The 19609-nt window shown below is 66.5% G+C and carries 18 protein-coding genes and 2 tRNA genes; 14 read left to right on the plus strand and 6 right to left on the minus strand.

What is annotated here, in order from left to right; translation table 11 throughout:
- Positions 1–377: 377 nt before the first annotated feature.
- Positions 378–452: transfer RNA gene (locus AC1DYU_RS06055), tRNA-Gln, on the minus strand.
- Positions 453–635: 183 nt separating this feature from the next.
- Between AC1DYU_RS06055 and AC1DYU_RS06060 the strand changes: the two genes are divergently transcribed.
- Positions 636–712: transfer RNA gene (locus AC1DYU_RS06060), tRNA-Pro, on the plus strand.
- 203 nt (positions 713–915) lie between these two features.
- Positions 916–1053: a hypothetical protein gene (locus AC1DYU_RS06065; protein WP_476790844.1), complete on the plus strand. Its 138-nt coding sequence runs from the start codon at positions 916–918 to the stop codon at positions 1051–1053.
- A gap of 95 nt (positions 1054–1148) precedes the next feature.
- On the opposite strand, the gene AC1DYU_RS06070 is transcribed toward AC1DYU_RS06065, so the two are convergent.
- On the minus strand, positions 1149–1775 hold the full coding sequence (locus tag AC1DYU_RS06070; RefSeq protein WP_476790845.1) for a biotin transporter BioY: 627 nt from the start codon (positions 1773–1775) through the stop codon (positions 1149–1151).
- Between the two features lie 177 nt (positions 1776–1952).
- Between AC1DYU_RS06070 and AC1DYU_RS06075 the strand changes: the two genes are divergently transcribed.
- Positions 1953–2867, plus strand: coding sequence for an MBL fold metallo-hydrolase (locus tag AC1DYU_RS06075; RefSeq protein ID WP_476790846.1), 915 nt, complete (start codon positions 1953–1955; stop codon positions 2865–2867).
- Positions 2868–2870: 3 nt separating this feature from the next.
- Here the strand turns inward: AC1DYU_RS06075 and AC1DYU_RS06080 are convergent, their stop codons facing one another.
- The gene (locus AC1DYU_RS06080) at positions 2871–3647 is read right to left on the minus strand and encodes a DUF1499 domain-containing protein (protein ID WP_476790847.1); all 777 of its coding nucleotides are present in this window, start codon (positions 3645–3647) and stop codon (positions 2871–2873) included.
- A gap of 179 nt (positions 3648–3826) precedes the next feature.
- On the opposite strand from AC1DYU_RS06080, the gene AC1DYU_RS06085 reads away from it, so the two are divergent.
- Positions 3827–4228, plus strand: a complete 402-nt coding sequence (locus AC1DYU_RS06085) for a MarR family transcriptional regulator (RefSeq protein WP_158484380.1) — start codon at positions 3827–3829, stop codon at positions 4226–4228.
- Between the two features lie 27 nt (positions 4229–4255).
- Here AC1DYU_RS06085 and AC1DYU_RS06090 read toward each other — a convergent pair whose 3' ends face one another.
- A complete protein-coding gene (locus AC1DYU_RS06090; protein WP_476790848.1) occupies positions 4256–4777 on the minus strand; it encodes a YkgJ family cysteine cluster protein in 522 nt (173 codons plus the stop codon).
- 184 nt (positions 4778–4961) lie between these two features.
- Here AC1DYU_RS06090 and AC1DYU_RS06095 point away from each other — a divergent pair, with 184 nt between their 5' ends.
- Together AC1DYU_RS06095 and AC1DYU_RS06100 are read left to right on the plus strand one after the other, a co-directional pair.
- Positions 4962–6341, plus strand: coding sequence for an aspartate aminotransferase family protein (locus tag AC1DYU_RS06095; RefSeq protein WP_158484225.1), 1380 nt, complete (start codon positions 4962–4964; stop codon positions 6339–6341).
- Between the two features lie 523 nt (positions 6342–6864).
- Positions 6865–7725, plus strand: a complete 861-nt coding sequence (locus AC1DYU_RS06100) for a metallophosphoesterase (protein WP_476790849.1) — start codon at positions 6865–6867, stop codon at positions 7723–7725.
- A gap of 18 nt (positions 7726–7743) precedes the next feature.
- On the opposite strand, the gene AC1DYU_RS06105 is transcribed toward AC1DYU_RS06100, so the two are convergent.
- Positions 7744–8340, minus strand: a complete 597-nt coding sequence (locus AC1DYU_RS06105; protein WP_158484223.1) for a L,D-transpeptidase — start codon at positions 8338–8340, stop codon at positions 7744–7746.
- Between the two features lie 249 nt (positions 8341–8589).
- On the opposite strand from AC1DYU_RS06105, the gene AC1DYU_RS06110 reads away from it, so the two are divergent.
- From AC1DYU_RS06110 to ribB, 5 genes are all read left to right on the plus strand, one after another.
- The gene (locus tag AC1DYU_RS06110) at positions 8590–9519 is read left to right on the plus strand and encodes a histone deacetylase family protein (RefSeq protein ID WP_476790850.1); all 930 of its coding nucleotides are present in this window, start codon (positions 8590–8592) and stop codon (positions 9517–9519) included.
- Between the two features lie 254 nt (positions 9520–9773).
- Positions 9774–13790: a Pls/PosA family non-ribosomal peptide synthetase gene (locus tag AC1DYU_RS06115; protein WP_476790851.1), complete on the plus strand. Its 4017-nt coding sequence runs from the start codon at positions 9774–9776 to the stop codon at positions 13788–13790.
- Positions 13791–13839: 49 nt separating this feature from the next.
- Positions 13840–14274, plus strand: coding sequence for a hypothetical protein (locus AC1DYU_RS06120; RefSeq protein WP_158484220.1), 435 nt, complete (start codon positions 13840–13842; stop codon positions 14272–14274).
- Positions 14275–14468: 194 nt separating this feature from the next.
- On the plus strand, positions 14469–15587 hold the full coding sequence (gene aroC / locus AC1DYU_RS06125) for a chorismate synthase (RefSeq protein ID WP_476790852.1): 1119 nt from the start codon (positions 14469–14471) through the stop codon (positions 15585–15587).
- Positions 15588–15782: 195 nt separating this feature from the next.
- Positions 15783–17060: a 3,4-dihydroxy-2-butanone-4-phosphate synthase gene (gene ribB / locus AC1DYU_RS06130; protein WP_476790853.1), complete on the plus strand. Its 1278-nt coding sequence runs from the start codon at positions 15783–15785 to the stop codon at positions 17058–17060.
- 22 nt (positions 17061–17082) lie between these two features.
- Here ribB and AC1DYU_RS06135 read toward each other — a convergent pair whose 3' ends face one another.
- Positions 17083–17679, minus strand: a complete 597-nt coding sequence (locus AC1DYU_RS06135; protein WP_476790854.1) for a histidine phosphatase family protein — start codon at positions 17677–17679, stop codon at positions 17083–17085.
- A gap of 150 nt (positions 17680–17829) precedes the next feature.
- Between AC1DYU_RS06135 and folP the strand changes: the two genes are divergently transcribed.
- Genes folP through folK form a run of 3 tightly spaced genes read left to right on the plus strand, consistent with a single transcriptional unit; the run spans position 17830 to position 19560 of the window.
- Positions 17830–18675 (plus strand): dihydropteroate synthase, encoded by an 846-nt coding sequence (folP, locus tag AC1DYU_RS06140; RefSeq protein WP_476790855.1) that lies wholly within the window; start codon positions 17830–17832, stop codon positions 18673–18675.
- On the plus strand, positions 18672–19046 hold the full coding sequence (folB, locus tag AC1DYU_RS06145) for a dihydroneopterin aldolase (protein WP_476790856.1): 375 nt from the start codon (positions 18672–18674) through the stop codon (positions 19044–19046). The genes folP and folB overlap by 4 nt, the downstream gene beginning before the upstream one ends.
- Positions 19036–19560 carry a 2-amino-4-hydroxy-6-hydroxymethyldihydropteridine diphosphokinase gene (folK, locus tag AC1DYU_RS06150; RefSeq protein WP_476790857.1) on the plus strand — a complete coding sequence of 175 codons (525 nt, stop codon included), beginning with the start codon at positions 19036–19038 and terminating at the stop codon, positions 19558–19560. Before folB ends, folK begins: the two co-directional genes overlap by 11 nt.
- Positions 19561–19609: the final 49 nt, after the last annotated feature.

Raw genomic sequence — 19609 nt, forward strand, 5'->3', positions numbered from 1 at the left:
GCAATCAGGCGCTGGCAGTGAAGATTTGTTGACCGTGGAGGGATTTGATTGCGGTTCTGCTTACGGTTGTTGTTGCAGGGTCTTTCTTGCCGAGATCGTCGCCACAGCGACAGGGCATATGCGAGCGCGGCGGGTTGATCGTGTGACGGCGTCGGGCATGCCGACTCCGGTCGAAAAGCGCTTCAAGCTGAGATTGCTGCCGCGACCGCGCTACCGGAACTCATCGGTCAAGGCGCCGAGCATGGACGATGCGGCTGCGCTGAACGATATAGGGGGAACGCCCAGCAAGGGCCGTTCTGCAGCGAGCAACCCGGCAAACGGCGTTGCCGACGTGATCAGGGCAGACGAACCGCCGCAATCAGGCGCTTGGGAGAAACTGGCTGGGGCGGGAGGATTCGAACCTCCGAATGGCGGTACCAAAAACCGCTGCCTTACCACTTGGCGACGCCCCAATGCGCCGCGCCTTCTAGAACGCGTCGGGGCCTTGCGCAACCTGTCAGGCGCGCGATGCGGATCCCAAGTTCAGCCGCGCCGGAATGCAACGGTAGCAGGTGTTCCAGATAATTCGTCATCGAGAGGCGCGGCGCCTGTTGCGCGGCGGCGCAGCGCTGGCTATAAGCCCGCCACCAGTCAATCGGAGTGTGGCTCAGCCTGGTAGAGCACCTCGTTCGGGACGAGGGGGTCGCAGGTTCAAATCCTGCCACTCCGACCAAAATTTCCCGCTGATCTTCAAGACCTGCCAAATCAGCCCTTCGGGGCTTTTTTGTTGTCTGGAGCTTGCCGCTGCGCCCCGCCATCGTCGGTCGTGGCGTGAAAGGTCGAGCCCGCACGGCGGCTTGTCGCGACCAGCGAGCCCATGTGGCCATCTCGGCACTTGCCCTCTAGGGTAGGCCAACACGACCAGCGGAATCGATCATGAAGCGCGCCTTGCAACTCCTCGGCATTCTCGGACTGGCGACGCTGCTCGCGGGCTGCGACAAATGCGGCAATCTCGGCCCCTTCTTCAGCGGGCCGCAGCCGACGACCTGCAGCGGTTCCAGCCCCAACGGCTGACGGGCACTTGGCCGACCTGTCTTTCCGACCACACCGGACATGAAAAAGGCCGGGGCGATGCCCCGGCCTGGTGATGGTGTGTCGTGCGGTCGAAATCAGCCGCGGCGCTGCAGCACCGACCAGCCGGCGCGGGCCAGGCAGGCGACCAGCGCGAGCTTGACGATATCGCCGAGGATGAAGGGCTGGACGCCATAGGCGAAGGCCTTGGCGAAGCCGACGCCGGTCGTGCCGGCGGCCATCTGGGCGCCGAAGGCGAGCCAGCCGAAGCCCATCAGCATCATCACGACCTCGGCCGCGACGAGACCGCCGATCAGGCGCGGGAGCGAGGCATCGCGAGCGGCGGCCCAGCCGGCGATGGCGGCAGCCGCCACGAAGCCGACGAGGAAGCCGCCGGTCGGGCCGACGAGATAGAGCGGGCCGGCTGCAACCGGCGGCGTGTTGGTGAAGACCGGCAGGCCGGCAAGGCCATAGGCGATGTAGAGCGCCACCGTCGCCGCACCGAGACGCGAGCCATAGGCTGCGCCCAAGCCGAGCACCGCGATCGTCTGCAGTGTCATCGGCACCGGCCAGAACGGCACCTTGATCTTGGCGGCGAGAACCAGCAGCAGGCTGCCGGCAACGGCGAGGGCGACATTGCGCAGCAGGGCCGCGCGCGAGCCCGAGATGGCAGGCAGGGCCGCCCCGGCCAGCGTCGGGGCTTGAAGGGGAAGCATATCGGCCATGGGCGTGTCGTCCTGTTCGCGAAGGCCGCGCTGCGCGACCGTCTTTTCCGTCTATAGAAAATGCCGCAAAGCCCGACAAGCCGCATGCGCCCGCATGCAGGGGCAGGCCGGGTTGCAGGATCACCCATGAACCAGGATCACCCATGAACCAGGATCGCGCATGAGCCAGGATCAGATATGAGCGACGACATCGCCTTCGACCGCAGCGTGACGACACCGCCGGGCGAGATCGTCAGGCTCTCGCCGCTGGTGCGGCGGCTGATCGCCGGCAATGGCGGGCCGATGACCTTCACCGGCACCTGCAGCTACATCGTCGGACAGGGCACGGTCGCGATCATCGATCCCGGCCCCGATGATGCGGCCCATGTCGCGCGGTTGCTCGCGGCGGTCGGGGGCGAAACGGTCAGCCACATCGTCGTGACGCACACCCACCGCGACCATTCACCGGCCGTGCCGGCGCTCAAGGCCGCCACGGGTGCGACCGTCGTCGGCTGCGGCCCGCACCGCGCCGCGCGCGAATTGGCGGAGGGTGAGGTCAACCGGCTCGATGCCGCCGCCGACCGCGACTATGCGCCGGATTTCGCCATGGCGGATGGCGATGCGATTTCAGGACCGGGCTGGTCGCTTGCCGCCGTCGAGACACCTGGCCACACCGCCAACCATCTCGCCTTCACGCTTGCCGAGGAGGCCAGCCTGTTCTCCGGCGACCATGTCATGGCCTGGTCGACCACGATCGTCGCCCCGCCCGACGGCTCGATGGCGGCTTATATGACCTCGATCGACAAGCTGCGCGGCATGGAGCACGGCGTCTACTGGCCCGGACATGGCGGCCCCGTGATCGAGCCGCAGCGTTTCCTGCGCGGGCTGGTGCAGCATCGCCGCCTGCGCGAGGCCGCGATCCTCGGCCGGCTGCAGGCAGGCGACGAGACCATCGCGGCGATGGTGCCGCCGATCTATCAGGGGCTTCCACCGGCGCTGCATGGCGCGGCGGCGCTGTCGGTGCTGGCGCAGCTCGAGGATCTGGTGCTGCGCGGCGTCGTCCTTTGCGACGGGCCGTTGGCAGGGCTGGAGAGCCGCTACCGGCTCGCGTAAGGGTCAGCGCGTCTCGAGCAGCAGTTCGACCTCGTCGGCGAAGGCCGCGATCCTGTTGGCGTTGACGCCGAGATCATGCGGGCCGATTCGGGAGGCCGAACGGATGTCGATACGGCTGCCATCGGCGCGGGGGCGGACCCGGATGGTGATGTCCTCGGCCGTGCGCAGGATGCGCGAGCGCGCCACGGCCTCGATCCGCCCGGCGCCGCTGCGCCCGCCCGGCCGCGACGATTCGAGCACCTGCCAGCCCCGCGCGAGCGCGGCGCGGCGGGCGATGTCGAAAGCGGTCTCGGCCGGTACCTCGAGCACGATCGGCACCGCCTTGGGATAGGCCTGGCGCTGGAGGCGGCGGCGGTCGGGGGGAACGTCGGGCGGCACACGGCCGGCGCGGGCATCGAGCGCCACGCGCGAGCGGCTGAAGCCCGGGGGATCGTCGATATCGGTCGAGACGTCGGCCAGTGCCGGCCGGGTCGCCAGCCGGAAGCCGACATAAGCAGCGGGTGCCAGCATCAGCATGCAGAGCAGGAAGGCGCCCGAGGCCATGCCGACGCCGCGATGGCCCGACTGCCAGATCCGCATGAAGGCCAGCAGTGCCAGCAGCAGCGCCAGCAGCACGACGACATAAGCCGCGGCCACCGGTGCCAGCCCCTGGAGGCTTGGCTCGCCCATCCGGAAGACCAGAATCGCCAGCAGCAGCACCGCGAGCGAAAACCAGGCCAGCCGCCGGCTCCACACAGCGGCGCGCGAGACGGGCTCCTCGAAGACAAGACGGCGATGCATCGGCCATAGGTGACGCTGCGGCGGGCTTAAGGCAAGACCAAGCGCCGCAGCCCTCGCCTCTGCCGGCGAGATGGTTTAGGCGTGATCTTTCCGTTTCCCGGGGTTTGCGGACCGTGCCAGACTCGAAGACAGCGCAGCGCGCAGACGCGACCGAGCCGGACCGCGTCTGGTTCCGTTTCATGCGGCTGCATCAGCGCATGCTGATCCAGATGACGGCGCGGATTCGCGGACTTGGGCTCTCGATTCCGCAATTCGACCTGCTCTCGACCCTGACCGAGCGCGAGGGCATCAGCCAGAACGAACTGGCAGAACGGCTCTATGTCACCAAGGGCAATGTCTCGGGCCTCGTCGACCGGCTGGTGCAGGCAGGCCTTGTCGAGCGCCGCGCCATCACCGGCGACCGGCGCTCCTATGCGATGCATCTGACGCCCGAAGGCCGCCGGCTGGCGGAAGCCGGCATTGCCGCGCAGCGCGATTTCGTCGCGCAGACGCTGGGCAAGCTGCCGACAGCCGATCTCGTGGAGCTCGACCGGCTCGTCCTCGAGTGGCGCGAACTCGCGCGCGCGGCCGACGAGGCTTAGGGCAGGCCCGATTGTCAGCCGCCTCGCTCAGGCACCGACGCGCAGCTTCTCCACCACCTGGCGCCCGCCGGGCAGGTTGCGCAGGACGAGGCGCTCATCGGCTCCGATCTCGCCCAACGTCGTCTCGCCATTGGTCGTGATCGCGATGGCGAGCTTCCTCACGAAAACGACGACGGGCCGGTTGCCGGCCGCCGCCCAGCGCTTGAGCTGGCTGTAATAGGGCTCCTTGCGCCAGGCCTGCGCGGCACCCGGATCGACCTGCACGAAAATCCAGCGCGTCGTCCCGTCCATGGTCAGGACGAAGCGGGCCTTGTCGGGCTTCCAGTCGGGGCCGAGGAAATCCTGCGTTATCCAGAGGCAGTTGAAGGCGCGGCATTGTTGCGGCCGCACCTCGTAGATCTTGCAGCCACGTCCGGGTTGGCAATTGGGACACCAGTTGCCGGCGGTGGCTCCGGCTTCGGGCACGTCATAGACCTTGCAGCAAAGGGTGCAGCTTCCGCAGGTCCGGCCGGGGGCGGGCAGGCTCGTCATCGTCGCCGGATCGATCATGAAACCTCTCTCACGCTCCGCACCGTGGAGAGCGTGACCGGAAATGGCAAGCGGCTGCCGGCTTGCCGTTTTCGCCCCGTCCTGCGGCAGAGTCTGCGCCGATCCGCGTGAAAATCGCTCAGCGCTTGCGCGGTCGCCGGGCTATGGTCGTATAAGCATTCCATAAAGACCGGGAGCCTGAGCGATGCTGTCAAACCTCGCCGTCCGCGACATCGAGACCCTCGTCCACCCCTATACGAACCTTGCGACCCATCGCGAGGTGGGCCCGCTCGTGATCGAGAGCGGCAAGGGCATCTATGTCTACGATTCCAGCGGCAAGGAATACATCGAGGGCATGGCGGGCCTGTGGTGCACGGCGCTCGGCTATTCCAACCAGGAACTGGTCGAGACCGCCTATGAGCAGATGAAGAAGCTGCCCTTCACCCATATCTTCGGCGGACGCAGCAACGACCCGGCGATCGAGCTGGCCGAGAAGCTGAAGGAGATCGCCCCGGTGCCGATCTCGAAGGTGTTCTATGGCGCCTCGGGCTCCGACGCCAACGACACCCAGGTCAAGATCGTCTGGTACATGAACAATGCGCTCGGCCGGCCGCAGAAGAAGAAGATCATCTCGCGGCTGAAGGGCTATCATGGCGTCACCGTCGCGTCGGCCTCGCTGACCGGCCTGCCCAACAACCATATCGACTTTGACCTGCCGCTGCCCGGCATCCTGCACACCTCCTGCCCGCATCATTATCGCTTCGCCGAGCCCGGCGAGAGCGAGCAGGACTTCTCGTCGCGGCTCGCAGCCGAGCTCGAGGAGATGATCCTGCGCGAGGGGCCCGATACGGTCGCCGCCTTCATCGCCGAGCCGGTGATGGGGGCGGGCGGCGCGATCACGCCGCCCGAGGGCTATTTCGAGAAGGTCAACGCGATCCTGGCGAAATACGACATCCTCTTCATTTCGGACGAGGTCATCACCGGCTTCGGCCGCACCGGCAACATGTTCGGCACCACGACCTATGGCATGGCCGCCGACACGATCTCCTGCGCCAAGCAGATCACTTCGGCCTATTTCCCGCTCAGCGCTGTGATGATGAACGACAAGGTCTATGACGTTCTCGTCGACCAGAGCCGCAAGATTGGCACCTTCGGCCATGGCAACACCTATGCCGGCCATCCGGTCGGCTGCGCCATCGCGGTCAAGACGCTGGAGATCTACCAGCGCGACAAGATCGTCGAGCATGTTCGCGCCGTCGCCCCGACCTTCCTCAGGCGGCTGGACAAGCTCGCCGAGCATCCGCTGGTCGGCGAGGCGCGAGGCGTCGGCCTCATCGGCGCGGTCGAACTCGTCAAGGACAAGCAGACCAAGGCCGCCTTCGAGACCAAGAAGGGCGTTGGCGCCAAGTCGGTCACCTTCGCGCTGGAGGAGGGCCTGATCACCCGCGCCATGGGCGACCGCGTCGCGTTCTGCCCGCCGATGATCATCACCGAGGCCGAGCTCGAGGAAATGTTCGACCGCTACGAGCGCGCGCTGAACAAGACGCTGAATTGGGCCAAGGCGGAGGGTCTGCTCGCCGCCTGAGGGCGAGCCCGGCAGCATGTGTTCCGGCATGGCGGCTTTCGCCTGCCGGAGCGTGCATCTGTGCCGACGCAGCACTTTGTTCATGATTGTGGCGACAGGCTGCAAAGCGACACATATCGCCTTGAACAGATCATGATGGCGCCGCGGCGCCGTCCCGATCGCCGGTCATGGTGCACACATGCCGATGGCCAGGAACCATCGGCATGTGTGCAGCCAACCCAAAACCGGAACCCATGAACCCGTCTCATCCGCGTCGCCAGACGCAAGCGAATGCGAGCTTCCACGATGCCACGGCGAAAGAGGCCTATGCCTCCTGGTTCCGCCCGATCGCCCTGCCGGCCGTTGCCGCCGGAACAAGACGCCCGGCTGCGGCGTTGGATACCCGTACGAAGGATGTACCATCCCGGCCCGCCGGTGTCCTTCGCCACGATTTTGACGACTGACCTCCCTAGACCTCGTTTTGAGACCCTCCATGTTTGACCGGCGCAGAGTTCTTCAAACTCTCGCCGGTCTTTTTTTGGCCATGGCGGGGACGGGCGCCTATGCAGCTGCCTGGGAGCCGGGGCGCCAGCGTCTGACGCGCTATCGGCTGAAGCCGAGAGGCTGGCCGGCAGGCCGCCGATTGCGGCTGGCCGTGATCTCGGATCTCCATATCGGCTCGCTGCATGTCCCGCTCTCGCGCGTCACCGAAATCGTGGCGGCGACCAACGCCCTGAAGCCGGATCTCACCCTGCTGCTCGGCGATTTCGTCGCTAGCCGGAGGCCGGTGGCCTCGGATCCACCGATGCAGGACTGGGCCGCCGAACTGGCGCGGCTCCAGGCCCGCGATGGCGTCTTCGCCGTGCTCGGCAATCACGACTGGTGGCATGATCCGCAGACCCAGGTTGCGCGGGCAGGACCCACCAAGGTCGGGGAGGCGCTGCTGGCGGCGGGCATTCCGATGCTGGAAAACCGCGCGCTCAGGCTGGAGACGGTCGACGGCCCGCTCTGGCTCGCGGGGCTGGGCGACCAGATCGCGTTCCTGCCGCGCTACCGTGGCCGGCCTGCCGGGGTCGATGATCTTGCCGGCACCATGGCCCAGATCGCCGATGATGGCGCCCCCGTGATCATGATGGCGCATGAGCCCGACATCTTCGCGCGGATGCCGGATCGCGTTTCGCTGACCCTGTCGGGCCATACCCACGGCGGCCAGGTCAGGCTATTCGGCTGGGCGCCGATCGTGCCGTCGCGCTATGGCAGCCGCTATGTCTACGGCCATATCCAGGAGGAAGGGCGCGACCTCGTCGTCTCGGCCGGTATCGGCACGAGCCAGCTGCCGATCAGGTTCGGCATTCCGCCGGAGATTGTTCTGATCGAGCTGGGCGAACCCGGCGATCGGGCCTGATCGGAATCGACCGCCTGATCAGGTGACGATCACCTTGGTGCCGGCCGGAACCCGGTTGAACAGGTCGATCACGTCGATATTGCGCATCCGGATGCATCCCGACGAGGCCGAACGGCCGATCGTCTCGGGCTCGTTGGTGCCGTGGATGCGGTAAAGCGTGTCGTGGCCGTTCTGGTAGAGATAGAGCGCGCGGGCGCCGAGCGGATTGTCGGGGCCGCCTTCCATCCCGCCAGCGCGGGGCGCCAGATGCGGCCAGCGCGCGATCATCTCGGCCGGAGGCGTCCAGCGCGGCCACTCGGCCTTGCGCTGGATCACCGCTTCGCCGGTCCAGCCGAAGGCCTCGTCGCCGGTGGCGACGCCGTAGCGGATCGCCTTCTTGTTCGGCAGGACGTAGTAGAGATACTTCTCTTTGGTATCGACCACGATGGTGCCGGGAGCCTGGCCCGTCGGATCGGTGATCTCATAAGGGAGGTGCGTGATCTGATGCTCGAACTTCGGCACCAGTGCGATGTACTCGGCGTCGCGGGCAGACAGAGCCGGAGCGTTCACGCTCTTGTATTGGCAGGCGCCGAGAGCGGCAGACAACGCCAAGGCAAGGATCACGGTCTGTTTCATGCTGTCCACCAGAGCGGCCCGAAGGCGATCTTTATGCTGAATGCGGGGTTAACGCTTCGTATCAACCGGTCCGGCAGGAGCGTCGGCGACATGCCGATGCTCTAGGCCCGAAACAAACATGGCGCAATCAGGTTCCGTTTATGGCGGCGGAATCGGGTATTTCGCAGTGCACCGTGGCATGACGGCCACGCTTCGCGCCCGCCGATCGCTGAACTATCCTTCGATTTTCCAAACCAGAGAGGCCTGCCGGTGACGACCTTGCTGATCACGCATCCCTCAGGCCTCCGGCATGAGACGCCGCCGGGGCATCCCGAGCGCCCCGACCGGCTGCGCGCCGTCGAGGCGGCGCTGGAGGATGAGCGCTTCGCTTCGCTGATACGCGAAAGCGCGCTGCTGGGTACGCTCGACCAGGTGGCGCTCTGCCATCCGCGCGAATTCGGAGAGGCGATCGTCGCCGCGTCGCCGCAGACAGGCCTCGTCCAGATCGACGGCGACACATTGATGTCGCCGGGAACTGTCGAGGCTGTGCTGCATGGCGTCGGCGCGGCGGTGCAGGCAGTCGACGAGGTGATGTCGGGGCGCGTTTCGAACGCCTTCTGCGCGATGCGTCCGCCAGGCCACCATGCCGAGAGCTTCAAGGCGATGGGGTTCTGCTTCTTCAACAACGCCGCCATAGCGGCCCGCCACGCGCAGCGGCAGCATGGCGCGCAGCGCGTGGCGATCATCGATTGGGACGTGCACCACGGCAACGGCACGCAGGAGATCTTCTGGGACGATGCCAGCGTTCTCTACGCCTCGACCCATGAAATGCCACTCTATCCCGGCACGGGCGCGGCCTCCGAGCGCGGACAGCACGGCACCATCGTCAACGCGCCGCTGCGTGCAGGCGACGGCTCCGAGGTCTTCCGCGACGCGATGGAGACGGCGCTGCTGCCGCGCGTCGAGGCCTTCGCGCCCGACCTGATCGTCATCTCGGCCGGGTTCGACGCGCATTGGCGCGACCCGCTCGCCAATCTCAATCTGAAGGAGCCTGATTTCGCCTGGGCGACGCAGAAGCTGATGGCGATCGCGGACCGGCATTGCGCGGGGCGCGTCGTCTCGATCCTCGAGGGCGGCTACGACCTTGAAGGGCTGTCCCGTTCCGCCGCCGCTCATGTGACGGCGCTGATGCGGGGCTGAGTCCAGCCTCGCTCCCCGATGCTCCCGACATCGCGTGGCGTTCATCGCGGGTTCAGTCGTGTCCTCGCATCACAAACGTGCTAGTGGGACGCCGTGTTGCGGCGGGTTGCTCGGCCGGGGGGCTCGGCTCGCGAATCGCATGAGGCTGCGATTCCGGGTTTAAATTAAAGGTGCGTGACAGGTTTTCACCGCATGACGGAGGGCGCGAGGCGGCGCCGATCCTAATGCGCCTGGCCTGGTCGCAGCGGGGCGCGATGAACGACATGAGCAAGCTGTCGGCGACGACAGATATCGCGGCCGCGAATCCGCTCGCCATGCTGGCGGGCGAGAGACGGCCGGACCTGCTTCGCGATGAAGTGCTGGGCGAGATTTTCGCGGCGACTGTTGAGGCGCGGGCTGCGCATCCGGCGCTGGTCGATGCATCGCGGCGGCTGAGCTATGATGAGGTCTGGGCGGCTGCAGGCCGGCAGGCGCGCGGGCTTGCGCTGGCGGGCGTCGGGGCGGGCGATCTGGTCGGTTTGTGGATGCCGCGCGGCATCGATCTTTTGATCGCGCAGATCGCGATCACGCGTGCCGGCGCTGCCTGGGTGCCGTTCGACGCGGAGGCGCCGGTCGATCGCATTGCCGTCTGCCTCACCGATGCCGAGGCCAAGGGCATCGTCACCTCATCAGACTGGCAGGGACGCGCCGCGGCGACGGAACGCACCGTCTGGACGCCCGAGAGCCTGGCAGCCGGCGACGATGGCGTGGACATGCCGGCCCGCGCGGCCAGGCTGACCAAGGACCACCCAGCCTATCTGATCTATACCTCGGGCTCGACCGGCACGCCCAAGGCGATCGTCATCAGCCATCGCAACATCTGCCATTTCCTGCGCTCCGGGAATGCGCTTTACGGCATCGATGGCGACGACATCGTCTTCCAGGGCGCTTCCGTCGCCTTCGACCTGTCGATGGAAGAGATCTGGACGCCCTATCTCGCAGGCGCGACGCTGCATGTCGCCTCGCCGGAGATGATGGGCGACGCCGAGAAACTGCCCGCGCTGCTGACTGAAGCCGGTGTCACCGTGATCGACACGGTGCCGACGCTGCTCGGCATCCTGCCCGCCGACGTGCCCTCGCTGAAGCTGATCCTGCTCGGCGGCGAGGCGTTGCCGCCGGCGATCGTGCAGAAATGGTCGAAGCCCGGCCGCCGTATCCTCAACACCTATGGTCCGACCGAGGCGACCGTGGTTGCGACCGCGACCGAAGTCGTTCCCGGCGAGATCGTCACGATCGGCCGGCCGATCCCGAACTACACCGCCTATATCGTCAACGAGGCGATGGAGGTGGTCGGTCCCGGCGAGCAGGGCGAATTGCTGATCGGCGGCCCGGGCATCGCCAGGGGCTATCATGGCCGGCCTGAGCTCACGGCCGAGAAGTTCATCGCCAACCCGTTCGGCAATCCCTTTGGCTATGGCGACGACCCGATCCTTTATCGCTCGGGCGACGCGGTCAGCCTCGACGGCAACGGCAACATCGTCTTCCACGGCCGCATCGACGACCAGATCAAGATTCGCGGCTTCCGCGTCGAACTGGGCGAGATCGAATCGAAGCTTGCTGACGAGCCCGGCGTCAACCAGGCCGCCGTGGTGCTGCGCATTGATGACGAGATCGAGCGGCTGGTCGCCTTCGTCGTCGCCGAGCCCGGCGTCGCGGTCGACGGGGCAGCGCTGCGCGCCTCGCTGCGCGACCAGCTGCCGCCCTATATGGTGCCTGCGCATTTCGAGGCGGTCGGCTCGCTGCCGCGCATGGTCTCCGGCAAGATCGACCGCCGGATGCTGAAGGCGGCGCCGCTGACCGCACCGAGCGCTGCAGGCGAGCAGGAGCCGCCGCGCAACGCCACGGAAGCCGCGCTGCTGGAGGCGGCCAAGCGCGTGCTTGGTGCATCGAGCCTGCCGCTGGATGCGGATTTCTTCGTCGATCTCGGCGGCCATTCGCTGCTGGCGGCGCGCTTCATCTCGATCGTGCGCGAGACGCCGGCCTTCGCCGGCATCACGCTGCAGGATGTCTATGGCGCGCGGACGCTGCGCGGCATGGCCGCGCTGCTCGACGGGCGCGGCATCGCCGAGACGGAAGACCTCTCCTTCACACCGCCGCCCTTCATGCGGCGCTTCCTCTGCGGGCTGGCACAGGCCGTCGCGCTGCCGGTCATCATCGGCCTGTCGACGGCGCAGTGGCTCGGCATCTTCGTCACCTACATGATCCTGTCCGGCGAGGATCTGCCCCTGCTCGGCCAGATCGCAGCGCTGCTCGGCGTCTATGTCGCCATCACCATCGTCACCGGCCTGATTGCGATCGCGCTGAAGTGGCTCGTGCTCGGCCGCACCAAGCCAGGGGTCTATCCGCTCTGGGGCGTCTATTATTTCCGCTGGTGGTTCGCCGCCCGCGTCGCGGGCCTGGTCCACATCAAATGGCTCCAGGGCACGCCGGTGATGCGGATGTACTGGCGGCTGCTCGGCGCGAAGGTCGGGCGTGATGTCATCATCTCCGATTATGAGGCCGGAGCGATCGACCTGATCGAAATCGGCGACAATTCGACCTTCGGCTCCAAGACCACCTTCGCCAATGGCGAGGCGATCGGCGACAAGCTGATCATCGGCCGCATCACCATAGGCAGCGACGTCTGCGCGGGCGCATCGGTTGTACTCGGGCATGGCAGCGTGATCGGCGACCACGCCGAAATCGGAGACCTGACCGCAATCGCGCCCGACACGCGCGTCGGCGAGGCCGAAATCTGGGACGGCTCGCCCGCCCGCAAAATCGGGATGGTCGATCTGGCCTCCCTGCCTGAGCAGGCCCAGGCCAGCCCGCACCGGCGCGCCGCGATGACGGCGTTCTATGCGCTGATGCTGATCGTGGTGCCGCCGATCAGCCTTCTGCCGATCTTCCCGGCCTTCTGGCTGTTCGACCAGATCGACGACTGGATCTCGAGCTGGTCCGAGATCAGCTATCTCTGGTATCTGCCGATCCTGACCTGGCCGACGGCGATCGGGCTCATCGCCTTCACCGTGCTGCTGATGGCGGGGCTGCGCTGGGCGATCCTGCCGCGGGTAACCTCGGGCTCCTACTCCATCCATTCCAGCTTCTATGCGCGCAAATGGACCGTGGCGCTGGCGACCGAGGTGACACTGGAGACGCTGTCGTCCCTGTTCGCGACGATCTACATGCGGGCCTGGTACCGGCTGATGGGCGCGCGCATCGGCCAGGGCGCGGAAATCTCGACAAATCTGTCGGGCCGCTATGACCTGACCGGTATCGGCGCGGGGAACTTCATCGCCGACGAGGTCGTCTTCGGCGACGAGGACATGCGGCGCGGCTATATGCGCCTCGACATGACCAGGACCGGCGAGCAGGTCTTCGTCGGCAACGACGCTGTTGTGCCGCCCGGCGCGATCATCCCCGACCGCGTGCTGATCGGCATCAAGTCGAAGCCGCCGGCCAACGATCAGATGCAGCCCGGCGACACCTGGTTCGGCTCGCCGCCGATCCGGCTGCCGACGCGGCAGAAGGTCGATCTCGGGGCCGACTGGACCTACAAGCCCTCGCTACGCAAGCAGGTCGCGCGCGGCGTGTTCGAGGCGCTGCACACCTCGTTCCCGGCGATGCTCTTCATCACCTTCGGCACCATCGCCGTCGATCTGGTGCTGCAGCGGAAGATCAACGAGCAGGACTGGATCGGGCTGGTCCTGTCCTTCATGGGCGTCGCGATGCTGATCGCGATCACCCAGGCGCTGATCTGTGCAGCGATCAAATGGCTGATGATGGGCGTCTACAAGCCGGTGATGAAGCCGATGTGGTCGTTCTGGGCCATGCGCACCGAGGCCGTGGCGGTGATGTACTGGGGACTGGGCGGCAAGGTGCTGTTCGACTATCTGCGCGGCACGCCCTTCCTGCCCTGGTTCCTCATGCTGTTCGGCGCGAAATACGGCCGCGGCGTCTGGCTCGACTCGACAGATATCACCGAGTTCGACTGCATCAATGTCGGCGATTTCTGCACCATCAACGCCCATTCCGCCCTGCAGACGCATCTCTACGAGGATCGCGTCATGAAGGTCGGCCGGGTGAAGCTCGGCAAGGGCGTCTGCGTCGGCGCGGGCGCGACCGTGCTCTACGACACCCATGTCGGCGACTACGCGCAGGTCGGGCTGCTGACGGTGATCATGAAGGGCGAGAACCTGCCGGCGCATACGCGCTGGGAAGGCGCGCCCGCCGTGCCGGCGAAGCAACACTGACGAAAGTTCAAGGCTTTCCGGCCGGGGGTGGCTTGCAGGGCATTGTCAGATGACGTCGATTATCTCTTGGGCGGCTTCCGCTCTGGGGGTGATAATGACGACAAGACTTGCTATCGGCTGCGCTTTGCTGGCTACCGTTCTGGCCGGCTGTAATGTCCAGACACGGACGACCAAGGTTAACACACCGGTCCTCCTGCATGCCTACGGGCATTATGACCATCATTGCTCGACATGGGAGCCGCCCGAGGCGAGCCTCTGGTCGCCACCGGCTCATGGCACTGTCACGCACGGCCTGGCCAAAGGGGACCTCGGCCCGGCTGGATTCGGTTGCACAGGCAAAAAGATCGATTACCGCGTATCGGTCTACAAGCCCAATCCGGGCTTCCGGGGACAGGACAAGGTGACGCTCAAATATGATTCGATCACCAATGACGCCGGCGGTCGTGCGACCCGGACCTGGGACTTCATCATCGACGTGAAATGAGGCGTATCGGCCGTGTCGCGAGCGACTGGCTCTCCCGCGACACGCATTTCGCGACATGGCGTCCATTGGGAGCTTTTATGAACAAGCAAGTTGCAATGCTGACGTGGTCGACGTGCAGTGAACGATTCTGGTCAGGGTTCCGCCGCTGACGAAATCTCGCTAAGAGCCTGACGCAACCGCGTCAGGCTCAGTCCATGTCCCATAACAGCTTCGGCCATCTCTTCCGCGTCACCACCTTCGGCGAGAGCCATGGGCCTGCGATCGGCTGTGTCGTCGATGGCTGCCCGCCGCTGCTGCCTTTGAGCGAAGCCGACATCCAGGGCGATCTCGACCGGAGGCGGCCGGGGCAGTCGCGCTTCACCACGCAGCGCCAGGAGCCCGACCAGGTCCGCATCGTCTCGGGCGTGTTCGCGCGCGAGCATGACGGCGTGCAGGTCACGACCGGCACTTCGATCGGTTTGATGATCGACAATGTCGACCAGCGCTCGAAGGACTATTCCGAGATCAAGGACAAGTACCGGCCCGGCCATGCCGATTTCACCTATGACGTGAAATACGGCATCCGCGACTATCGCGGCGGCGGGCGTTCCTCGGCGCGCGAGACGGCCATGCGGGTGGCCGCGGGCGCGATCGCGCGCAAGGTGGTGCCCGGCATGGTCGTGCGCGGCGCGCTGGTGCAGATGGGCCCGCACAAGATTGACCGGGCGAACTGGAACTGGGACGAGGTCGGCAACAACCCGTTCTTCTGCCCCGACGCCAAGGCCGCAGCGCTGTTCGAGGGCTATCTCGACGGCGTGCGCAAGTCGGGCTCGTCGATCGGTGCCGTGCTCGAGATCGTGGCCGAGGGCGTGCCGGCGGGGCTGGGCGCGCCGATCTATGCCAAGCTCGATGCCGAGATCGCGTCGGCGCTGATGAGCATCAATGCGGTCAAGGGCGTCGAGATCGGCGACGGTTTCGGAGCGGCCGAACTCTCCGGTGAGGAGAATGCCGACGAGATGCGCGCCGGCAATGACGGGCGGCCGCTGTTCCTGTCGAACCATGCCGGCGGCATCTTGGGCGGTATCTCGACCGGTCAGCCGATCGTCGCGCGCTTTGCCGTCAAGCCGACCTCCTCGATCCTGGCGACGCGCGCGACCGTGACGCGCACCGGCGGCGAAGCCGAGATGTTCACCAAGGGGCGCCATGACCCCTGCGTCGGTATCCGTGCCGTGCCAGTCGGCGAGGCGATGGTGGCGTGTGTGCTGGCCGACCAGTATCTGCGGCACCGGGCGCAGGTGGGCGTGGTCGAGCCGCGTTGGCCGTTTCAGGAATAGAGGTGCGTCATTCTCGGGCGGAGCGAAGCGCAGACCCGAGCATCTCCCGCCGGAAGAGTCGCCGGCAAGGCCGCCTCATCATCGCGAGATGCTCGGCTCAAGCCCGAGCATGACGGGGTGGCTTGCATTTCAGCAATACTGAAAATGTGCGTGCGCTTCATTGCAACTGAAGCGTTGCCGCATTAGCTTCCCCTTATGAAACTCGACGCCTGGCTCAAGCAGACCAACACCGGCCGCAGCGCCTTTGCGCGCCAGGTCGGCCTGTCGCCGGCGAGCGTGACGGCGCTCTGCAATGACCAGAGCGCCTGGATCTCGCGCGAAAGCGCCGAGCGCATCGCCGCCGCCACCGGTGGTTCCGTCACTCCCAATGATTTCCTCGGCCTTGTCGGGCCGCGCGAGGCTGCCATGTCGAACAACGTCACCGCCACCATCGAAGCCTTCGCTCGCGGCGAGATCGTCATCGTCACCGATGACGACGACCGCGAGAACGAGGGCGATCTGATCGTCGCGGCCTCGCTCTGCACGCCGGAGAAGATGGCCTTCATCATCCGCAACACCTGCGGCATCGTCTGCGCGCCGCTGACATCCGCCGAGGCGCGGCGTTTGCGGCTCGACCCGATGGTGTCGTCCAACGATGCCCCGCTCGGAACCGCCTTTACCATCACCGTCGACGTCAAGCACGGGCTGACCACCGGCATCTCGGCCGAACAGCGCTGCAACACGGTGCGGGCGCTCGCCAATGGCAATATGGGCGCGACCGATTTCGTGCGGCCCGGCCATGTCTTCCCGCTGATCGCCAAGGATGGCGGCGTATTGATGCGCTCGGGCCATACCGAAGCCGCCGTCGATCTGTGCAAGCTTGCTGAACTGCCGCAGGTCGGCGTGATCTGCGAACTCGCCAATGACGACGGCACCGTGATGAAAGGCGCTCAGATCACTGCCTTTGCCCAGAAGCACGGGTTGCAGCAGATCACGGTCGCCGATCTGATCGCCTATCGCCAGTCGCGCGAGAAGCTGGTCGAGCGGGTGCATTCCTTCCCGGTCAAGACCGCCTTCGGCGAGATGACCGGCCATGTCTACATCACGCCCTTCGAGGACACGCAGCACTTCGCCTTCGTCATGGGCAAGATCGGGGATGGCGCCAAGGTGCCGGCACGGTTGCACCGGGCCAATGTCGTGGAGGATGTGCTGGGCGGCGCGCCGTCGATCCAGTGCGTGCTCAAGCGCTTCCAGCAGGACGGGCGCGGCGTCCTGATCTACCTGCGCGACGGCTCGGCCGGCGTGCCGATCAAGAGCGTCGAGGATGGTTCGGATGCGCTGCGCAACCAGCAATGGCGCGAGGTCGGGCTGGGCGCGCAGATCCTGCGCGATCTCGGCGTTGGCTCGATCGTCAACCTGGCCTTGTCGCCGCGCTCCTTCGTGGGCCTGAGCGGCTTCGGGATCGAGATCGCGGACACGCAGCCGCTGGAGTGAGCGGCCGTCGAGGCGGAGTGAGCTAGACCCAGTCGGCCCGGTTGCCAGAGACGACCAGGATCTTGCCCTGCCAGATCTCGACCAGCGAGGCCTTCTGCGGCGGCACCGCGCCGACCAGCGCCAGGATGGCGCGGGCGACGCCGCCGTGGCTGACGATGACGGTCTCGCGCCGGAGTTCCTCCAGCACGGGTCGGACGCGGTCGGCGAGCATGCCATAGCTTTCGCCCCCGGGCGGCACGAAGCTCCATTTGTCGCGCTCGCGGAGTTGCGCCTGCTCGCGCTCGGCCTTGCGGATGTCGCGCCAGGTGAAGCCTTCCCAGGATCCGAAGGTCAGCTCCTTCAGGCGGTCGTCGAGGCGATAGGCTCCGGGCGCCAGGTCCAGTTCGGCGCGCAGGATGTCCATCGTCTCGCGGGCGCGGTGCATCGGCGAGCCAATGAAATCGAGCGTCGCGAAGCCCGGCACGAGGGTGCGCAGCCGATCCGCCGCCTCGGCCGCCTGCTTCCGGCCGAGATCGTTGAGGGGGATGTCCTGCCCGCCCTGCAAACGGCCCTCGCGATTCCAGTCGGTCTCGCCGTGGCGGACGAGGATGAGCCGGTGCGGAAGCGTGATCGGGACCATGGCCGGGCTTCTGCACGCTGCCGGCGGCGGCGTCAAAGCGTCGTGCCGGATCGGGGCCATGCGCCGCGGCCATGGCGCCGGTGTCGTTTCCATTGGCCTGCTGCGGGCGGTCAGTCTATAGGCGGCTCTCCGCCCTTTCGGATGGTCTTCATGCCGCCGGCTCTCACCTTGCCCGATGGTCGCAGGCTCGCCCTCGACGCCGCGCCGCTGCTGATGGGCATCGTCAACATCACGCCGGATTCCTTTTCCGACGGTGGAATGCTGCGCGACGCCGATGATGCGATCGCGCATGGCGAGAGATTGGCCAGGGATGGCGCCGACATCATCGACATCGGCGGCGAATCGACCCGGCCGGGGCATGCCCCGCTCGATGCCGCGACCGAACTTGCCCGGGTGCTGCCGGTGATCACCGGCCTGCGCGAACGCATCGCGACGCCGCTCTCGATCGATACATGGAAAGCCGAGGTCGCCGACGCCGCGCTCAAGGCCGGTGCCTCGATCGTCAACGATGTCTGGGGCGCGCAGCGCGATCCGGCCATCGCCGGCGTCGCCGCCCGGCACGGCGCGCCGATCATTCTGATGCACAACCGCGAGACCATCGATCTTGAGCTCGACATCCTGTCCGACGTGATGCGTTTCCTCGAGCGTTCGATCGCGATTGCGCAGGCTGCCGGCGTGCCGCGCGAGCAGATCGTCGTCGATCCCGGCATCGGGCTGTTCGGCAAGACGCCGGAGCAGTCGCTGCGGCTGATCCGCGAACTGGCGCGCCTGAGCGAACTGGGCTGCCCGATCCTGCTTGGCGCCTCGCGGAAATCGGTGATCGGCGTCATCACCGGCCAGAGCGTCCCGGCCGAGCGCGTCATCGGCAGCGTCGCCGCCCATCTCTATGGCGCGACGCAGGGAGCGGCCATCATCCGCGCCCATGACGTCAGCGAACATGCGCAGGCATTCAAGGTCTGGGCTGCCATTTCACAGCCCCTGGAGTCCCGCTCGTGAGCGAAACCGGCATCATCCTGATCGAGAAGCTCGATATCTATGCCTATCATGGCTTCTTCTCGGAGGAGGAGCGGTTGGGCCAGCGCTTCGTGCTCGACCTCGCGCTGGAAACGGATCTGCGGGCCTCGGCGATCAGTGACGCACTCGCCGACACGGTGAATTACGGCAAGGTCGTCGGTGTGGTGACGGAGGTCTTCACCACGCGCCGCTTCAACCTGCTTGAGGCTGCGGCGCGGGCCGTTGCGCTTGCGATCCTCGACGGCTTCCCGCCCGTCACCCGCGTCGAGGTCACCCTGCGCAAACCGGCCCCGCCAATCCACGCCACGCTTGCCAGCGTCGGCATCACGTTGAGCTACCGGCGTGAAGGTTGAGGCCGCGCTCGGCTTCGGCGGCAATCTGGGCGATCCCGTCGCGGCCTTTGCCGCGGCGCTGACGCGGCTGACGCTGCATCCCGACACCGCCCTGGTGAGACTATCCAGCGTCTACCGCACGGCGCCCTGGGGCAATCTCGACCAGCCCGAATTCCTCAACATGGCGGCGCTGATCGAGACGAGCCTGCCGGCGCGCGATCTTCTCGCTCTGTGCCTGTCCCTCGAACGCGAAGGCGGCCGCGAGCGCCGCGAGCGCTGGGGGCCGCGCACGCTCGACATCGACATCCTGAGCTATGGCAGCGAGACTCTCGACGAGCCCGGCCTGCAAATTCCCCATCCCCGCATCGCCGAGCGCGCCTTCGTGCTGGCGCCGCTAGCGGAAATCGCGCCGGGGCTGGTGATTGGAGGGCGGACGACCGCGGCCCTGCTCGATGCCGTCTCAGACGAAACGATCCGCCGCGACGGTGTCGCGACGGATCGTTTGAAGGCTCTGCTCGGGATCGAAGCCAAGTAGCTTCCGCAAGAACCGGAACGTCATCCCGGACAAGCCGCGAAGCGGCGCT

This window comes from Allobosea sp. P2_B12 (genome assembly GCF_056404835.1).